At 34.0% G+C, this 16,703-nt stretch carries 11 protein-coding genes and 1 pseudogene; 10 read left to right on the forward strand and 2 right to left on the reverse strand.

Annotated elements, in window-relative coordinates:
- Positions 1 to 19 precede the first annotated feature (19 nt).
- The 4 genes from BMX64_RS06675 to BMX64_RS06690 all read left to right on the forward strand — a co-directional run bounded on the left by BMX64_RS06675 (position 20) and on the right by BMX64_RS06690 (position 4,610).
- The gene (locus tag BMX64_RS06675; RefSeq protein WP_091168829.1) at positions 20 to 574 is read left to right on the forward strand and encodes a K(+)-transporting ATPase subunit C; all 555 of its coding nucleotides are present in this window, start codon (positions 20 to 22) and stop codon (positions 572 to 574) included.
- Between the two features lie 67 nt (positions 575 to 641).
- Entirely contained in the window at positions 642 to 1,724 is a 1,083-nt protein-coding gene (locus BMX64_RS06680; RefSeq protein WP_091168833.1) for a porin, read from the forward strand.
- 32 nt (positions 1,725 to 1,756) lie between these two features.
- Positions 1,757 to 2,884 (forward strand): histidine kinase, encoded by a 1,128-nt coding sequence (locus BMX64_RS06685; RefSeq protein WP_091168838.1) that lies wholly within the window; start codon positions 1,757 to 1,759, stop codon positions 2,882 to 2,884.
- A gap of 1 nt (position 2,885) precedes the next feature.
- Complete coding sequence (locus BMX64_RS06690) at positions 2,886 to 4,610, forward strand: ATP-binding protein (protein WP_091168842.1); 1,725 nt, start codon at positions 2,886 to 2,888, stop codon at positions 4,608 to 4,610.
- Between the two features lie 508 nt (positions 4,611 to 5,118).
- Here BMX64_RS06690 and BMX64_RS06695 read toward each other — a convergent pair.
- Both BMX64_RS06695 and BMX64_RS06700 read right to left on the reverse strand, forming a co-directional pair.
- Positions 5,119 to 6,585, reverse strand: a complete 1,467-nt coding sequence (locus tag BMX64_RS06695) for a glycoside hydrolase family 130 protein (protein WP_091168846.1) — start codon at positions 6,583 to 6,585, stop codon at positions 5,119 to 5,121.
- Between the two features lie 661 nt (positions 6,586 to 7,246).
- Positions 7,247 to 9,574, reverse strand: coding sequence for a glycosyltransferase (locus tag BMX64_RS06700; protein WP_091168849.1), 2,328 nt, complete (start codon positions 9,572 to 9,574; stop codon positions 7,247 to 7,249).
- 992 nt (positions 9,575 to 10,566) lie between these two features.
- Here BMX64_RS06700 and BMX64_RS15555 point away from each other — a divergent pair.
- The 6 genes and pseudogenes from BMX64_RS15555 to BMX64_RS06730 all read left to right on the forward strand — a co-directional run bounded on the left by BMX64_RS15555 (position 10,567) and on the right by BMX64_RS06730 (position 16,701).
- On the forward strand, positions 10,567 to 10,806 hold the full coding sequence (locus BMX64_RS15555) for a hypothetical protein (protein WP_143056059.1): 240 nt from the start codon (positions 10,567 to 10,569) through the stop codon (positions 10,804 to 10,806).
- 30 nt (positions 10,807 to 10,836) lie between these two features.
- Positions 10,837 to 11,031: pseudogene (locus tag BMX64_RS06705) on the forward strand (hypothetical protein); the annotation flags it as partial.
- A gap of 453 nt (positions 11,032 to 11,484) precedes the next feature.
- Positions 11,485 to 13,629, forward strand: coding sequence for a catalase (locus tag BMX64_RS06715; RefSeq protein ID WP_091168860.1), 2,145 nt, complete (start codon positions 11,485 to 11,487; stop codon positions 13,627 to 13,629).
- Between the two features lie 19 nt (positions 13,630 to 13,648).
- A complete protein-coding gene (locus tag BMX64_RS06720; protein WP_091168863.1) occupies positions 13,649 to 14,218 on the forward strand; it encodes a YciE/YciF ferroxidase family protein in 570 nt (189 codons plus the stop codon).
- A 948-nt stretch (positions 14,219 to 15,166) separates the two neighbouring features.
- Positions 15,167 to 15,787 (forward strand): YciE/YciF ferroxidase family protein, encoded by a 621-nt coding sequence (locus BMX64_RS06725; RefSeq protein ID WP_091168866.1) that lies wholly within the window; start codon positions 15,167 to 15,169, stop codon positions 15,785 to 15,787.
- A gap of 182 nt (positions 15,788 to 15,969) precedes the next feature.
- Positions 15,970 to 16,701, forward strand: a complete 732-nt coding sequence (locus tag BMX64_RS06730; protein ID WP_091168870.1) for a DUF72 domain-containing protein — start codon at positions 15,970 to 15,972, stop codon at positions 16,699 to 16,701.
- Positions 16,702 to 16,703 lie beyond the last annotated feature (2 nt).

A 16,703-nucleotide genomic window follows, 5' to 3' on the forward strand; every position in this document is an offset into this window, starting at 1 on the left:
AGGTCTAAAAAATAAAGAAATGAAAAATATATTTTCAATATTAAAATTGACCTTATTTATGGTCGTTTTATTAGCAGTTATTTATCCAATGGCAATTTTTGGGATAGCACAATTGGCTCCCAATAAAGGAAAAGGAGAAACAATTACCGTAAACGGAAAAGTGGTGGGCTATCAAAAAATCGGACAAAAATTCGACAAATCCAACTACTTTTGGGGAAGACCTTCCGCTGTAGATTATAACGCTGCGGGAAGTGGAGGAAGCAACAAAGGGCCGAGCAATCCGGATTATCTGGCTTTGGTTCAAAAAAGAATTGATACGTTTTTGATTGTGCATGCATATCTGAAAAAATCAGAGATTCCTTCGGATATGGTGACGGCTTCTGGAAGTGGTTTAGATCCTAATATTTCACCGCAAGGAGCTTTGATTCAGGTTAAACGAGTAGCTGTAGCGAGAAACTTGTCTGAAAGTAAAGTAAAAGCTTTGGTGGAAACCAAAATCAATTCACCAGCAGTAATAGGAACCGCAACAGTAAATGTTTTAGAGCTGAATGCGGCTTTGGATGAGTTGAAATAAAAATAATATTTAAAAATTTGACCCTATCAGGGTTTCAAACCCTGATAGGGTTGTAATAATTGAAAAAATGAAAAAAATAATAGTTACAGCTTTAATAGCTTTTGGGATAACAACAGTTAGTGCACAAGAAACTGAAAAAACACAAAGTCCCTTCACGTTTTCGGGTTATATAGAAACATATTACAGTTATGATTTTGGCGAACCCGACAATCATGTAAGACCTGGATTTATTTACAGTCATAACAAGCATAATGAAATCAATTTGAATCTAGGATTGGCGAAAGTAAATTATGTCAAGGACAATGTTCGCGGGAATTTTGCCCTAATGGCCGGAACGTATGCCGAATACAATTTGGCAGCAGAACAGGATTTACTGAAAAACGTATATGAAGCTAATGTAGGTGTGAAAATTTCTAAAAACTACAATCTGTGGATTGATGCGGGAATTATGCCATCACATATTGGTTTTGAAAGCGCGATTGGTAAAGATTGTGCCACTTTGACTAGAAGTATTTTGGCTGATAATTCCCCGTATTATGAAGCAGGAGTGAAAATTGGATTTACGTCAAAAAATGAAAAATGGTATTTAGCTGCCATGTATTTAAACGGATGGCAACGCATTCAGAAAATTGATGGCAACCAAACACCGGCTTTTGGTACTCAAGTAACCTATAAACCTACTGCAAAAACCACATTAAACTGGAGTACCTATGTAGGGAATGAACAACCGGATAATTTAAAAAAATGGCGTTATTTCAACAATTTTTACGGACAATTTAAAGTATCCGAAAAGACAAGTTTAACAGCTGGTTTTGATATTGGAGCGCAACAAAAAGTAACAGAAAGTGAGGAGTATGATGTTTGGTTTTCACCGATTTTAATAGCGCAATACAAACCAACAAGTAAAATCCAATTGGCAGCAAGAGGTGAATATTATGGTGATGAAAAAGGAGTTATTATTGCAACAGGAACTCCAAATGGATTTAAAACCTACGGTTTTTCAGCTAATTTCGATTATTTAACGACTGATAATGTCATGTTCAGAATAGAGGCAAGAACTTTAAATAGTAAAGACGAGATCTTTTTGAAAGACAATTTGCCAAGCAATCAAAATGTATTTTTAACTACGTCATTAGCTATTTCATTTTAATTTTTTCTAAAATATAAAATCCTAAAACTAAATTGGACAACGAAAAAGAAAATAATGTCAAACACTTTCTTGATTTAATTCAGAAATCACGTAAAGGAAAGTTTAAAGTCTACATCGGTATGAGTGCCGGTGTAGGCAAAACTTTTCGTATGTTGCAGGAAGCGCATACGTTGTTGAAAACCGGTATCGACGTCAAGATTGGGTATATTGAAACGCATTTTCGCAAGGAAACACATGAATTGTTGGATGGTTTGCCTGTGATTCCAAGGCGAACCCTTTTTTATAAAGGGAAACTGCTTGAAGAAATGGATTTACAAGCCATTATCAATTTGCGTCCTGAAGTAGTTATTGTAGATGAACTAGCGCACACGAATATAGAAGGAAGCAAAAACGAAAAAAGGTGGCAGGATGTTCTGGAGATTCTGGAAGCGGGAATAAATGTGATTTCGGCAGTAAATATTCAGCATATTGAAAGTTTAAATGAAAACGTCAAAAGCATTACGAATATTGACGTTCAGGAACGTATTCCGGACAGCGTTTTGAAATTAGCAGATGAGGTGGTCAATATTGATTTGACTTCAGATGAATTGATTGCCCGTTTGAAAGAAGGTAAAATCTATACTGCAGATAAAATCCCTACGGCGCTGAATAATTTTTTTAAATCCGATCAAATATTGCAATTGCGCGAATTGGCTTTAAAGGAAGTGGCTAGTCAGGTGAATCGGAAAGTGGAAAGTGAAGTACCCAAAAACGTCACAACAAAACATGAAAAATTATTGGCTTGTATCAGCAGTAACGACAAAATTGCCAAGGCAATCATAAGAAAAACGGCTCGGTTAGCGAGTTATTACAATAGCAAATGGTATGTTTTGTATGTAGAAACGCCAAAAGAAAGCAGCGACAAAATTGCGCTCGACAAACAACGACATCTGATTAATAATTTTAAATTAGCTACACAGCTGGGTGCCGAAGTAATTAAAGTAGAGAATACTCATATTACAGATGCAATTTTAGAGGTCGTCTCGCAAAAACAAATCACCACCGTTTGTATTGGGAAACCGCATTTGAGTTTATTTAAAGTAATTTTATCGACAACTATTTTCAATAAATTGCTTAACAACTTAACGTCATCCAATATTGACCTTGTAATACTTTCTTAAAATGAAAATTAAAACCAAATTAAACCTGGGCGTTGGATTGCTTTTTCTAATGATAATCATTCTTTCATTAGTAGCGGCATTTTATATATTCTCCATAAAAAAAGACACGGAAAATATTCTGAAAGCTAATTACAACACGCTGGAATATTCTCGTAATATGCTTCTTTCGTTAGATGAAATTAATGGGAATGAAGAAAAGGCAATTACTATATTTGAAACTAATATTACCAAACAAATTGCCAATATTACGGAGGCTGGCGAAGATAAAGCGACCTATAATTTACAGAAAAATTTTGATTTCTTGAAAAAAAATAGAACAGATGAAACCTTGAAAAGCCAAATCCGTCAAGACATTTTCAAGATTATGAAATTGAATATGAATGCAATAAAAGAAAAAAGTGATATTGCAAAACACACAGCAGAGACCGCTAATTTTTGGATTGCAGTAACAGGAACACTTTGCTTTTTGATTGCATTCAATTTATTAGTGAATTTGCCCAACAATATTGCCAATCCAATAAAAGAACTCACAGACAGTATCAAGCAAATTGCCAACAAAAACTATTCGCAACGTGTGAATTTTATGAATCACAATGAATTTGGGGATTTGGCCAAATCATTCAATATCATGACAGAAAAACTGCAGGAGTATAACAATAGTAATCTTTATAAACTGTCATTTGAAAAGAAAAGACTAGAAACCTTAATCAATAATATGCATGATCCAATCATTGGGTTGGATAATCAAGGATTGGTTTTATTTGCAAATGATGAAGCATTGAAAATCATTGGATTAAAAACGGAAGAAGTAATTGGAAAATTGGCAACAACTCTTGCTCTGACAAATGATTTGATGAAATCGCTTGTAATAAATGATTTGTCTAACGAAAAACAGAAATCGCTTCCTATGAAAATTTTTGCTGATGGAAAAGAAAGTTATTTCGAAAAAGAAACAGTAAATATTACGATAAAACCAACAGGAGAAGAACAAACTATTGACATTGGCGATGTTATTATTTTGAGAAATATTACTGTTTTCAAAGAACTGGATTTTGCTAAAACTAATTTTATTGCTACTGTTTCACACGAATTAAAAACCCCAATTTCATCCATAAAATTAAGTTTACAATTGCTTGAAAAAGCACAAACAGGCAACATTAATGAAGACCAACAGCAATTAATCGAAAGTATAAAAGACGATAGTCAGCGGTTATTAAAAATTACTGGGGAGTTGTTGGAATTGTCGCAGTTAGAAACAGGGAATATTAAGCTGAATATGGAGAAGAGTAATCCCTATGAAATTATTAATTACGCTATAGAAGCGGTAAAAGTGCAAGCAGAACAAAAACAAATTGAGCTAGTTACCGAGACCGAACAAAATTTACCTGCTATAAAATCGGATAGTGAAAAAAGTGCTTGGGTTTTGATTAATTTTTTAACCAATGCAATTGCGTATTCATCAGAAAACAGCAAGGTAATTGTAAAACTTAAAAATGAAAATAATCAGGTTATTTTTCAAGTAATTGATACCGGAAAAGGGATTGATAACCGTTATAAAACTAAAGTTTTTGATAAATATTTTCAGGTTCCAGGAAGTCATAAGTCTGGCACTGGACTCGGTTTAGCTATAAGTAAAGAATTTATAGAAGCGCAAAACGGAACTATTGGAGTAGAAAGTGAATTGGGTCTGGGTAGTACTTTTTATTTTAAATTACATATTGGATGATAGAATTATTTGAATATTAAAATATAATAGAATAATTCAGAGTTAATCTTATTCCCTTAATTACAAATTGAGTCTACTTTTAAAGCAAAAGCAGCGTATGCTTATTGTGAATTATCAGTGGTAGTATTTCTTAAGGAAATAAAATTCCTGATAAACTAATCTCGTACTTTGAATTTTAATTTATTTTTCTTTCAAAGTAAATTATTTGAATTGACATTGTAGGAAACGGATATAATTATAACACTGACTCGGTAATAGGTATACCTCGCTTCTTTAAATCTTAAAAGAAAAATTAGGTAAATAGTTCCCTTGGTCTAACAAAAAGTATTGATCTTCAAAGTTCTTTGAATTTGAAGCTTTTTAGGTTCTTAATGGAAGCTGGTACTATAAAATCTCTAAAAATCGTATTTAGCAATAAATGATTTTAATTTCGTAAGTTTTTATACGATGATTAAAATAATTTCACCTCTACTCAATGAAATAAGAACGAGATTAACTCTCTAAGTTATCATTTACTTTTCTTCAAAGTTTCGATTAATTCTACCATATCTACCACACCATAAGTAGAGGAGTAGTCTGATACGGCATAAGGTAATATAAGGCTGTTGTTGTGAATAATCGAACCACAAGAATACACTACATTAGGTACATAGCCTTCTCGTTCATCTTCGAGCGGTGAAAGCAAGGGCTCTTTAAGTCTTCCAATTTCCTTTGAAGGATCATCAAGATCAAAAAGCGAAGCACCGATGCAATATCGTCTCATGGCACCTACACCATGAGTAATTACTAACCAGCCTTCCTCGGTCCAAAGAGGCGATCCACAATTTCCAATTTGTGTAAATTCCCACGGATAACGGGGCTCTTGAATGATAACGGGATTATTCCATTGGGTAGGTCTATCGGAATACATTAGGTAATTGTTAACCCCATCAATTCTGGAAAGCATGGCATATTTGCCTTTGATTTTTTTTGGGAATAATGCCAAATTTTTATTTTGAGCACCAGTTCCATATAAGGGCATTACACGGAACGTATAAAAGTCTTCAGTAGAAATAAGCTTCGGAAGTATAACATGACCATTGTAAGCTGTATAAGTTGCAAATATTTTTTCTGATTTATCATCATCCACAAAGCGTACAAAACGAGCATCTTCAATACCACGGCTTTCAGAATCTGATATTGGAAATATAACACGTTCGGTGATATCAGAATCATGTTTGAATTGTAAATCATAAAATGAATCCGCCAACCAAATCACTTCTTCCAGCGCCGTTCTCCTCTCCTGACGAATCATTGGATCGCATAAAGCTTTATTTACCATATTTTTTAATATGGCATATTCAAATTCCTGCGGCAGGTCCTGCATAATGCGGGTTGAGTATTTGTCAGAAGTATGCATTTCTGCCAATTTCATCAAAAATCGTTCTTTGTTGTATAATGTTTTGTGTACTATTTCTGCTTTATCAATGTTATTACCAATTTTCATCACTTGGAGATTGTTATTCATATCTAGGATTCCCCTTCTAAATACAATTGACGAGATGTGACCTTCACCGGTGGCACGGAAAGAAAGGATGACCCGTTTTTCGCCTTTTTCGAGACCTGATTGATCGAAATCTTCCACAATAGAAGGATTAAAAATGGCGGCGGATTCGATTGCATACTCCATTGTACAGTAGGAACCGATAAGCATTTTTCGTTCCTGTGACAAGTCATCATAATTGATTTGCATCCCTTCTATTATGCCCTTAATTTTTTCGCAATGCCTAAAAAATATGTTTGAAATATTTCGATGTCTTCTGGCAAACTCACGAAGTGTATTTTCTAAGGTATTTATGACTTGTTTTTCATTCAACAACATAATATGGCTGACCATTTTTTGTGTCCTCTGATCGCCATTGATAAAATACCGAGCGACAACTCTCTTTGAATCAGGGATAAATGTTATTTTTTTTCGGATTACAGGAACTCGCATAGCTTTATTTTTAAATTATAATAAAATAAGTGCGATTTTTTATATAATGATAAAAAATCGTTTAGGGATGTTACTTCCTCCCTAATTTATGTTTTAGATAAATCCGCAAGGACATTTGTTTGAAAACCATTGATTCTCGTTTCGAGTTACTTTGATTTCCCCACTTGTTAAAAGAGAGTTCACGACCAATTCATTTGTTTAATTTAGAAAATTAAATTATAAAATTCTTAAATAGCAAAATTTTATTTTTTATTCTGAAACGATTTCGTTACTGTTTTCAATCTTGACCTATTTCTTGAAGAATCACATTAAAAGGTGTTAGTTTTATAAGCTAAAACTTTAGATAAGCTACTGTTTCAAAAATATAAAAAATAATAAAATGTTTCTATTCGGATTACAATAGCAATGCTTTTTTAGAACTGGTAATTGATAGGAATTGAATTTCAAATATTGATTTCGAGTACTTACAGGCTCAAACACTAGAAAGATAGAGCCATCTCAATATATTGAGAAGGTATGTTTTAATACAATTATTTGATTATGTGTAAACTACACGATAAGTGTAGTCATTATTCTGATATCAAAAATATATTATGAAAATTGATTTTTGCAATGCAATTTCAAATGAAGTTTCATTTGACTTTTTGGAGTTCTGGAATGTCTAGGGTTTTTTGTGAATGTTTTTTTTAACTGTTAGTCTTGCCATTAAATAACTGACGGTAGATTCTGCTCCTTGATTCAAATTGACGTAAGTGTCTTCCAGCCCATCATAACATCCTCCAGTACATGGGTTATATATAATTTGGTGCAAATGATTATTTCCTAAAAACCAGCTGAAGGCAATTTGTATTTTTTCTAAATACGCATGTTCTTTAAAGTCTTCATAAAATTTGCTCAGTGCTATAATTGTGTAAGCTACATCGATTGGTTGTTCGCCGCCTATTGGTGTCTTAATAGACTCATTTTCTTTTTGCAGCCATCCTTTGTTTGATATTACTTTTATGGTATTTTCCCTAAATATTTTTGACAAAAGAAAGTCAAATGAAGATTTCGCAATATTTCTATAAATAAGATCTCCTGTTGTTAACCAAGCACACAATAAGGCTTCGGGCAAAATACTGTTTCCATAAGTAAGATAGCTCTCAAACCAATTCCAATCTTTGTCGGATTCGTGTCTGTACATTTGAACCAATCGGTTAGCCAATTCTTTTATTAAACCTATGTTTTGTTCTGATTTATTTTTTGTATTGCTATAATAAATGCCTTTAATTGCAAAAGCCATCGCTCTTGTAGAATGAATTTTATTTACATTCAACAAAGCAGTATTCATTATTTTATGTGCCTCTTTCGCTAAATCTGCGGGGATCAAATCACTTATTGCGATCAAATAACCCACAGCCCATATTGCTCTTCCATTGGAATCAGATAGGTTTGTTGTATTATTTTGATCTGTAAATTCTTGGTATTCATCTATGTAATTCAAAAAATTTCCTGCGGGCTGCATACAGTATTTGATAAAATAAAAATAGATATTGATGTATTCTAAATCGGTTATATCTTTTGTCAGTTCAAAATGTTGGCACATTGCAACCATGGCTCTTGCATTGTCATCTAATGTGTAACCGGAACCTATATCTGGTTGATTGATATTTGAAAACTGAATCATTCCAAAAGAGGTAGTTAATTTTTTTATATGATCCAAATTAATTTTGGGGATTTCATAATGTAAAGAAAGCGTATCGTTCGCAATTTTTTCGAATAATAAAGCGTGAGCAATTGCGGCATTTTCCCATGCGGTTGGTGCTATTTTGTGCAGCGTATTGGCACGGATTTTTTTTCTCAACTGCTCGTTAAGTAACAAATGGTTTACTTTTTCGCCTAATTGTTGAACGTTTCCAAAATCTATAATAATTCCGGACTCACCACGCAATACTTCGCAGGCATGCGGAATAGGAGTGGAGACGATAGGGCAACCGCAACTCATGGCGTAAGAAAAAGTACCACTCACAGCTTGGTTTGGATCTTTGGAAGTAAACAAATAAACATCGGTAAGCTGTAAATATTCCAGTAGATCGGATAAGGATAAATAACAATTTATAAATTGTACGTGATTTTGCAGTTTCAAGGTTTCAATTTTTGTTTCAAGCATCAACCGGTATTTTTCTCCTTCTTCTTTAAGGACTGATGGGTGTGTCTTTCCAATAATTAAAAACAGTACATCATGATTTTCTTTGATTATACTCGGTAATGCATCCAAGGTCGTTTCAATACTTTTTCCGGAGCTTAGTAAACCAAAAGTCGAAAGTACATTCCTACCCGTAAATTTATATTTTTCTTTCAAAACTGTTTTGTCAGCGTGAGGAACTAAATGCGTTCCATGCGCAATAAGGGTAATTTTTTCCTGAGTAACTCCATAATCATTTATTAAAATTTTTGCGGACGAATGGGTCATTACAATAATTGAATGTGCCGATCCGGTTATTTTTTTTACGTTTTCTTTTAATAATTCATTTGGATTAGGCAGTACGGTGTGAAAAACAATGATGACAGGTTTTTTTACCGTATTTAAAAACAGTATAAGATCGGCCTCAGTTTTTCTAAAAAGTCCAAATTCGTGTTGTAACAATACAATCTCAATAGCATCGTTCTGATTAATTTTGGTTGCTAAACTGCGGAAAGCATTTATATGGTCAGTATTCAGAATATATTGTGTCGGTGAGGAGTAAACATGTTGTTCATTGTTTGATTCCAGCGGACATATTTTTATCGTGAACGAATGTTTGAATTTATTATTTAATTCCTTAATTAAATCCTGAGAATAAGTGGCAATGCCACATTCGCGAGGAGGATGCGAAGTGATAAATAAAATTTCGGGCAACTTATCTTTAGTTTCGGGGAGATATTTAGTATTTGACACAGCAGAAGACCTTTTTTTTTGACTTCCTTTGGTTGGTGTATTTGAACTTTTACAGGTGATTCTATTTCTCATTTTTTTAGTATTAAGTAGTCACTCTTTTAGAAATTAAAATCAATCAACAGATGCACAGCCTAATCATTCGTTGGCATGGCTATAATAGAGGTAAAATGCATTTCCTACATACTGCTGTAATAACAGCGAAAAATACATCGATTACTTTTTCTTTCCATTCCCATAGCAATCTGAGTTTAAATGTAGGTTAAGATAATTGCGCAATTTTTTTTATTGGTTTTTGTAAAACCAATGACTGTTCTGCAAGAAAAAAGATATTATTATTTATTTTTTACAAGCAATTACGATTTCATGTTTTAAATTTTTTTTAAAAACAAGAGCATACGATAATAAATTAAGCTAATGTCTTTGTTATTGAAATGTAAAGTTCGATTTATAATGTTAAAATATGTTACAAAACTTTGTTAAAAAGTTATGTAATTTACATATTATTAAGTTGTTATGGAATAAATGTTCAAGTGCTGCATGCTAATATTATCTATTTACCGGAAAAGATTGGATCATTACTTCGTAAAATCTTGCCTATTAACTCTTTGTGAATAAGCAAAGTTTTATCATCCACAGAGACAGATAATTAGTCTTTTTTATGAAATTTTTGCAACAAAATAATTGTTGATTGTTAATAGGCTTCATCTTCTAATTCTATTATTAAATCAATTAACACAATTTTAGAAAAATAATAGCGTCACTTTGCCTTATGATATATGTTTTTTCTCCTTGAGAAGGGATATTATATCTTTTAAATACTTCTGTTTTTTTAAATTTTTTAGCTTAAGCACTGTCTTTAAATATCATAAGTGTCTGATATAACACATATTATATAAAATCATGAAACTCCCAATACTTATCAGAGGTTTAAATTTCAATGGAGAAGATCCCCCTTTGCCTTTGTGATAATGCTACTAAATGAAAGGATATATAAAATGATATTTACAAATGGGGGTTTCCTGACTTTCAAAATATAATTGTTAACTATCTCAAAGAAAGGCTAGATGTATTATCATTTGGCTGCAACAAACATAAATTATTTGTTTACCCTTGCTCAAGGCCAGGTTATGAGTACGTTCACCGCAACGGCTACGACAAAAATACCTATCGTTTTTTGGCTGGATAGTATTTGTTTTCTGTCCATGAATAACATAGGCAGATACATTCTAAACATACCGATAAATTTGATAACCTTGGCTATCGCGCATCGTTTAAAAGCGGTAAATAACAGAAAAATTATATAACATTTTACCACCAAGTCGAAAAGTGAATTCCTTAAAATGGCGTTTCTCGTAATATGTACCATTTTCTTAATACTAAAAGGTTCTTCAGAATTAAACAATTTAGGCAAAGAAAAAGAAGTCGACAGAGCGCTAAACGCTACGCAAAAAAGAGTGCCTTGGGGTGTAAAAAAAGTAGATGAGATTCCGCAGTTTAAAAATATTTCCTCACCGTTGTGCTGTTATTAATGATCTCCTTTAAAGCTCATTTTATGGCAGCATATAGGATAAAAAGGAGTAATTATCGCGAAAGGGAGTGGCTATGGAATCCGTGTATGATTTTATATGTGATAGGGGAGTCTGATTGTGAATCTTTTCCAAACTGGAAAAGCGCCTTTTTTCTATTTCTCTACGAAGATTGGGTCTTCACGAGCAAAATTCGTCTACGTGAAATAAGAGAAAAGACGGATACACCATCACGAAGTTAATTTTTAAAATAGTTTACTATAAAAATTGTAGATAAAAGTGGCAATTGTGCAATATTATAAAATAATTATGCAAGAGCGATAATTAAATATTAATTAACTTTGATATTCCAGATGATTTCAAGACTGTAACTTACTCTAAATGTGTTAGTAATAAATTAATAATCATGAAATGTTCTGGCAGGTTCAAAGTATTTTAACTAATAAATTTTATTAAATGAAAAATTTGCAAGATGAAAAACAGCGCGATTTGTCCATTAACAAATCAGATGGGACCAATAAGTTCCTGACTACCGATCAAGGTGTCCGTATTAATGACGATAACAATTCACTCAAAGTGGGCGAACGCGGACCTTCTCTGCTTGAAGATTTTATTCTTAGAGAAAAAATCACACATTTTGACCATGAACGAATTCCTGAAAGAATAGTGCATGCGCGTGGTTCTGGAGCACATGGTTTCTTTGAAGTAAGTAATCCGATACCTGAATTAACGAAAGCTGGATTTTTGCAAGAGGCAGGATTAAGAACTCCGGTTTTTGCAAGATTTTCAACAGTTGCGGGTTCCCGAGGTTCTACTGATCTTGCCCGAGATGCCCGAGGATTCGCTGTTAAGTTTTATACGCAGGATGGAATCTATGATCTTGTGGCCAATAACATTCCAGTATTTTTTATTCAAGATGCCTCAAAATTCCCAGATCTTGTTCATGCAGTAAAACCGGAACCTCATAATGAAATGCCACAGGCGGCCTCTGCTCACGATACTTTTTGGGATTTTATCTCTCTCATGCCAGAATCCATGCACATGATTATGTGGGTCATGTCTGACCGTGCGATTCCTAGAAGCTATCGCATGATGGAAGGGTTTGGAGTTCATACTTTTAGATTAATCAATGAAGCTGGAACGTCTAGTTTCGTAAAATTTCATTGGAAACCTAAATTAGGAACTCATGCAGTAGCATGGGACGAAGCACAAAAAATTTCAGGGAAGAATCCTGATTTTCACAGAGAGGATTTATGGGAAGCGATTGAAAAGGGTAATTTTCCTGAATGGGAATTAGGGATACAAATAATTCCAGCGGAAGATGAACACAAATATGAATTTGATTTACTTGACCCAACGAAAATCGTTCCTGAAGAACTTGTACCAGTTACTGTTGTTGGTCGAATGGTGCTAAATAAAAATCCTGATAATTTCTTTGCCGAGACAGAACAAATTGCTTTTCATCCGGGACATGTTGTGCCAGGAATTGATTTCTCCAATGATCCGTTGCTTCAGGGAAGATTGTTTTCTTACACTGATACACAACTATCCCGATTGGGTAGTCCTAATTTTCATGAGATACCAATCAATAGAAGTATAGCGCCAGTTTATAACAATCAACGTGATGGACATATGCGTCAGGAAATCAATGTAGGGCGTGTCAGTTATCATCCTAATTCACTTGGTGGAGGATGTCCTTACCAAGCCAAAATTAGTGAAGGAGGATTTTCAAGTTTCAACGAGCGTGTCGATTCGCATAAAGTTAGAGAAAGAAGCGAAAGTTTTGCTGACCATTTTGGTCAGGCTAAATTATTTTTTAACAGTCAGACACCAACAGAAAAAAGCCATATCGTAAAAGCTTTGCGCTTTGAACTCGGTAAAGTTGAAACGACCGCCATCAGAATCCGAATGTTGGGGCTTCTATCTCAAGTAGACACTCAACTGGCAGAAAAAGTTGCTATTGGTCTTGGCGCTACTGTCCCGACTGTACTTGAAACCCCTTTAAACAGAGGAGTTTCACCAGAAAATGAAATAAAAGGTCAGCAGGAGCCACGTATTGTGGAGTCGTCAGTTGTATCTTCTGACGCCCTTTCAATGCTTAAAAACCCAACCAATTCAGCTACAATTGCTTCGAGAAAAGTGGCAATTATTTGTGCCCATGGAGTTTCGGAAGCAGCTGTTATGAATATGAAAAATGCTCTTGTAAAAGAAGATGCCGTAGGGTTAATAATTGCACCACATCTAGGATCAGTTCTCACTGATACAGAAGGGGCGATTGCTGCTGACTTTAGTTTTCTGACCGCATCATCAGTTCTATTTGACGCTGTTTACATTCCGCATGGATTGGGATTTAGTACCCTAATGAAAAATGATGATGTTATGGAATTCCTGAGCGATGCCTATAAACATTGTAAAGTTATTGGTGCTGATGGAAAAGCAACAGAATTGATATTAACAGCACCATTTGCTTCGAAAATAAGCAAGGATGATGGCGGTATTCTATTAACGAACGATGTGGCAAACGAAACTTTTGCTAAAGATTTTATAGCTGCTATGGGCGATCATCGTTTTTGGGAGCGTGAGATAAACTTATACAATTAACCCTCAAAAAATTAGATAGATGAAAAATTCAGAAAAAAATATTGAAAGTAAACCTAGTGCGAAGGACAATAAAAATAATACCGTAACGCCTTCGTCAAACGCTGCTACTGATTTAAGAAACTTTTTTATTGATAGTCTTAAGGATATTTATTGGGCAGAAAACGCACTTGTTGATACCTTGCCTAAAATGGCTGAAAATGCTACATCGGCCAGCCTTGCGAGTGCAATTTTAGAACATCTTACAATAACAAAAAATCAAGTTACAAGACTTGAAAAAGTTTTCGATATTCTTGGAGAAAAAGCAGAAGGAAAAAAATGCGAGGCTATGGTTGGACTGTTAAAAGAAGGCAACAGTATTCTTGAAGAAACCGAGTTAGGGCCTGTAAGGGATGCTGGTATAATTGCTGCTTCGCAAAAAATTGAACACTATGAAATTGCAACTTATGGTACCTTGTCTGCCTTTGCAAAAACACTTGGCGAAAATGATGCTGCAAAATTATTAACACAAACGCTGGCTGAAGAAAAAGAGGCAGACTGTCTGCTCAATAACATTGCACTCAATATCGTTAATATTGAAGCGGCTGAATAGTAATTATCATGGGTCATCGTTCCTATTTTTACTACTGATTTCTAATGTAATAAAACATCTGTACCCAGTGCAGATGTTTTTGTATTAAAAGTATTTTAGATATAAAATTTATCATGACAAGAAGGAAAGGGAATTAACGCTATTGAGTACATGATATGTAATGTATTGATTACAAAACTGTATTAATAGCTACAAATAATTAGTTCCAAATGAAATGGAATTTTAATATCAATTCATCTTGACCAAGGCATAAATTAAAAATACAATTTAGATTTTATTCACGGTCAAAAGTTGATAAAATGCATTTGTCTACTGAATTTTCTTTCCCTTTTTTAGAATCATAAATATCTTAAAAATAAAATTTTAAGTTCATTTTTACGAAACCGGAACTACCTTAAAATTATTTATTTTATAGCGGAACAAAGTAATTATGGCGTAAAATTTATTTTAAAGCGTAGCTATTTACAAAAGCTTAATCAGAAAAAAAAGTAAAAATTATCAAGGAAGAAAAAGAGTTAAGCGCATGTAAATACTAGTTGAACCTTTTGCACTCCTTGATTTGGGACAAAGGGGAAAATCCTAAGAATCGCAGACGAGTTAGTTCTGGAATGGAGCATTTAAATGTAATAAAGCGGTATTTTTATTGTTGTTGTAGACCACCGAAAGAACCACAGCGGACATATCTAGTGAACAACTGCACATTGTTATCTTTACTCTTAAAAGTAAGGCTGTTTTTGATTTTTTTTGCATGATTTACTCTTTTTTATCATTTAGCATATTTGCTAATTATATCGAAAAGATAATCATACTTGTAAAGTTTAAGTTAATTAAATATAGATATGTGTGAATTTTATAAATATTTATAATAATTTTGTATGTAATAGATTTTACTAATTTTTAAATTTGTTTTTCATTTAATAACATAATTAATTTCTAAAATCAAAAGTTATGAAAACGACAAAAGATCAGCCAACAAAAGCGGGCGTGCCGTCCCAAAAAACAGTAGGAACAGCAGCTAAGAAACAAACCGCAGAGCCTAAAAAAGGTGTGGTAAAGGCAAAACCTGATGCTGCGAAAGACTTAAGAGATTTTTTTGAAGATGGATTAAAAGACATTTACTGGGCAGAAAAGGCATTAACAAAAGCTCTGCCTAAAATGGCCAAAAATGCAACGGCTTCACAATTAATTCATGCGTTTGAGCATCATTTGAAAGAAACTGAAGAACACGTTATTCGACTGGAAAAAGTATTTGAATCTTTGGGTCTTAAAGCTGTTGGCAAGAAATGCGACGCCATGGCAGGATTACTTGATGAGGCGAACGGAATAATCGAAGAAACTAAAGTTGGGGATGTACGTGATGCAGCTATGATTGCCGCAGCGCAAAAAGTAGAGCATTATGAGATAGCCACTTATGGCACTTTGCGTGTTTATGCAGTTACTCTTGGTGAAACAAAAGCAGCCTTGCTTTTTGCAAAAACACTTGAAGAAGAGAAAAACGCTGACGTAAAGTTAACCGAAATCGCTATGGCCCATATCAATGTTGATGCTGCTCAAGAAGGCCATAAATAAATAGTAGTTCTCCAGCACAGCTTTATCTTGATATCAAAGCGCCCGGATCAAAGATTTGGGCGCTTGTGTTTTTAGTCTTTTTTTGGAATTATTATCTTTTTTATACTTGATGTTAAGAGATGGTACAAATTCAACTTTGCAACGGCGACCTCTTTCTTTTTATAAACGCAATCCTTATTTTTATGTCCGCAAAAAACATACATATTGGTTGTTCCTCCTTCTACAATGCCAAATGGAAAAATATTTTTTATCCCGAGAATATACCTTCGGCCAAATGGTTTGAATTTTATTGCCAACATTTCAACACTTTCGAAATCAACGCTACATTTTATAAGTTCCCAACCTTGCGAGTTCTGGAAAACTGGTATAAGAAAAGCCCCGATGGTTTTATCTATTCCGTTAAAGCCCCAAAAGTGATAACGCACATCAAAAAATTCCTTGAATGCAGACCCGAAATCGATAAATTGTATGCGCTTTGCAAACAAGGACTTAGCGATAAACTGGGCTGTATCCTATTCCAACTTCCTCCGAGTTTTCATTACAGCCCTGAAAAGCTCAATCTTATAATAGAATCCCTCAATCCCAATTTTAAAACAGCGGTCGAATTCCGACACCAAAGTTGGTGGTCTAAAGACGTGTATGACCAGCTGGCAAAAAACAACATCATCTTTTGCAGCGTCAGCCATCCGACGATGCCATCCGATATTATTGCCAACACTTTCGTTGGCTGCCTCAGGCTTCACGGAAATCCAAAAATGTTTTATTCTGAATACAGCCACACCGATCTAATGAATCTACATGAAACTATTGTTAATAAACACTTGTTCGAAGAAGTCTTTATTTACTTCAATAATACCGCAAGTGCAGCCGGAGTTTTAAATGCATTAGAACTGCGCAGACTATTTAAATCTTAGTT

It is taken from the genome of Flavobacterium sinopsychrotolerans, assembly GCF_900110375.1.
GTDB classification, from domain to species: domain Bacteria; phylum Bacteroidota; class Bacteroidia; order Flavobacteriales; family Flavobacteriaceae; genus Flavobacterium; species Flavobacterium sinopsychrotolerans.

Coding starts and splice junctions, on each gene's coding strand:
- BMX64_RS06675 (WP_091168829.1), top strand. CDS start 20: ATGAAAAATATATTTTCAATATTAAAATTGACCTTATTTATGGTCGTT.
- BMX64_RS06730 (WP_091168870.1), top strand. CDS start 15,970: ATGTCCGCAAAAAACATACATATTGGTTGTTCCTCCTTCTACAATGCC.
- BMX64_RS06690 (WP_091168842.1), top strand. CDS start 2,886: ATGAAAATTAAAACCAAATTAAACCTGGGCGTTGGATTGCTTTTTCTA.
- BMX64_RS06720 (WP_091168863.1), top strand. CDS start 13,649: ATGAAAAATTCAGAAAAAAATATTGAAAGTAAACCTAGTGCGAAGGAC.
- BMX64_RS15555 (WP_143056059.1), top strand. CDS start 10,567: ATGTATTATCATTTGGCTGCAACAAACATAAATTATTTGTTTACCCTT.
- BMX64_RS06715 (WP_091168860.1), top strand. CDS start 11,485: ATGAAAAATTTGCAAGATGAAAAACAGCGCGATTTGTCCATTAACAAA.
- BMX64_RS06680 (WP_091168833.1), top strand. CDS start 642: ATGAAAAAAATAATAGTTACAGCTTTAATAGCTTTTGGGATAACAACA.
- BMX64_RS06695 (WP_091168846.1), bottom strand. CDS start 6,585: ATGCGAGTTCCTGTAATCCGAAAAAAAATAACATTTATCCCTGATTCA.
- BMX64_RS06700 (WP_091168849.1), bottom strand. CDS start 9,574: ATGAGAAATAGAATCACCTGTAAAAGTTCAAATACACCAACCAAAGGA.
- BMX64_RS06725 (WP_091168866.1), top strand. CDS start 15,167: ATGAAAACGACAAAAGATCAGCCAACAAAAGCGGGCGTGCCGTCCCAA.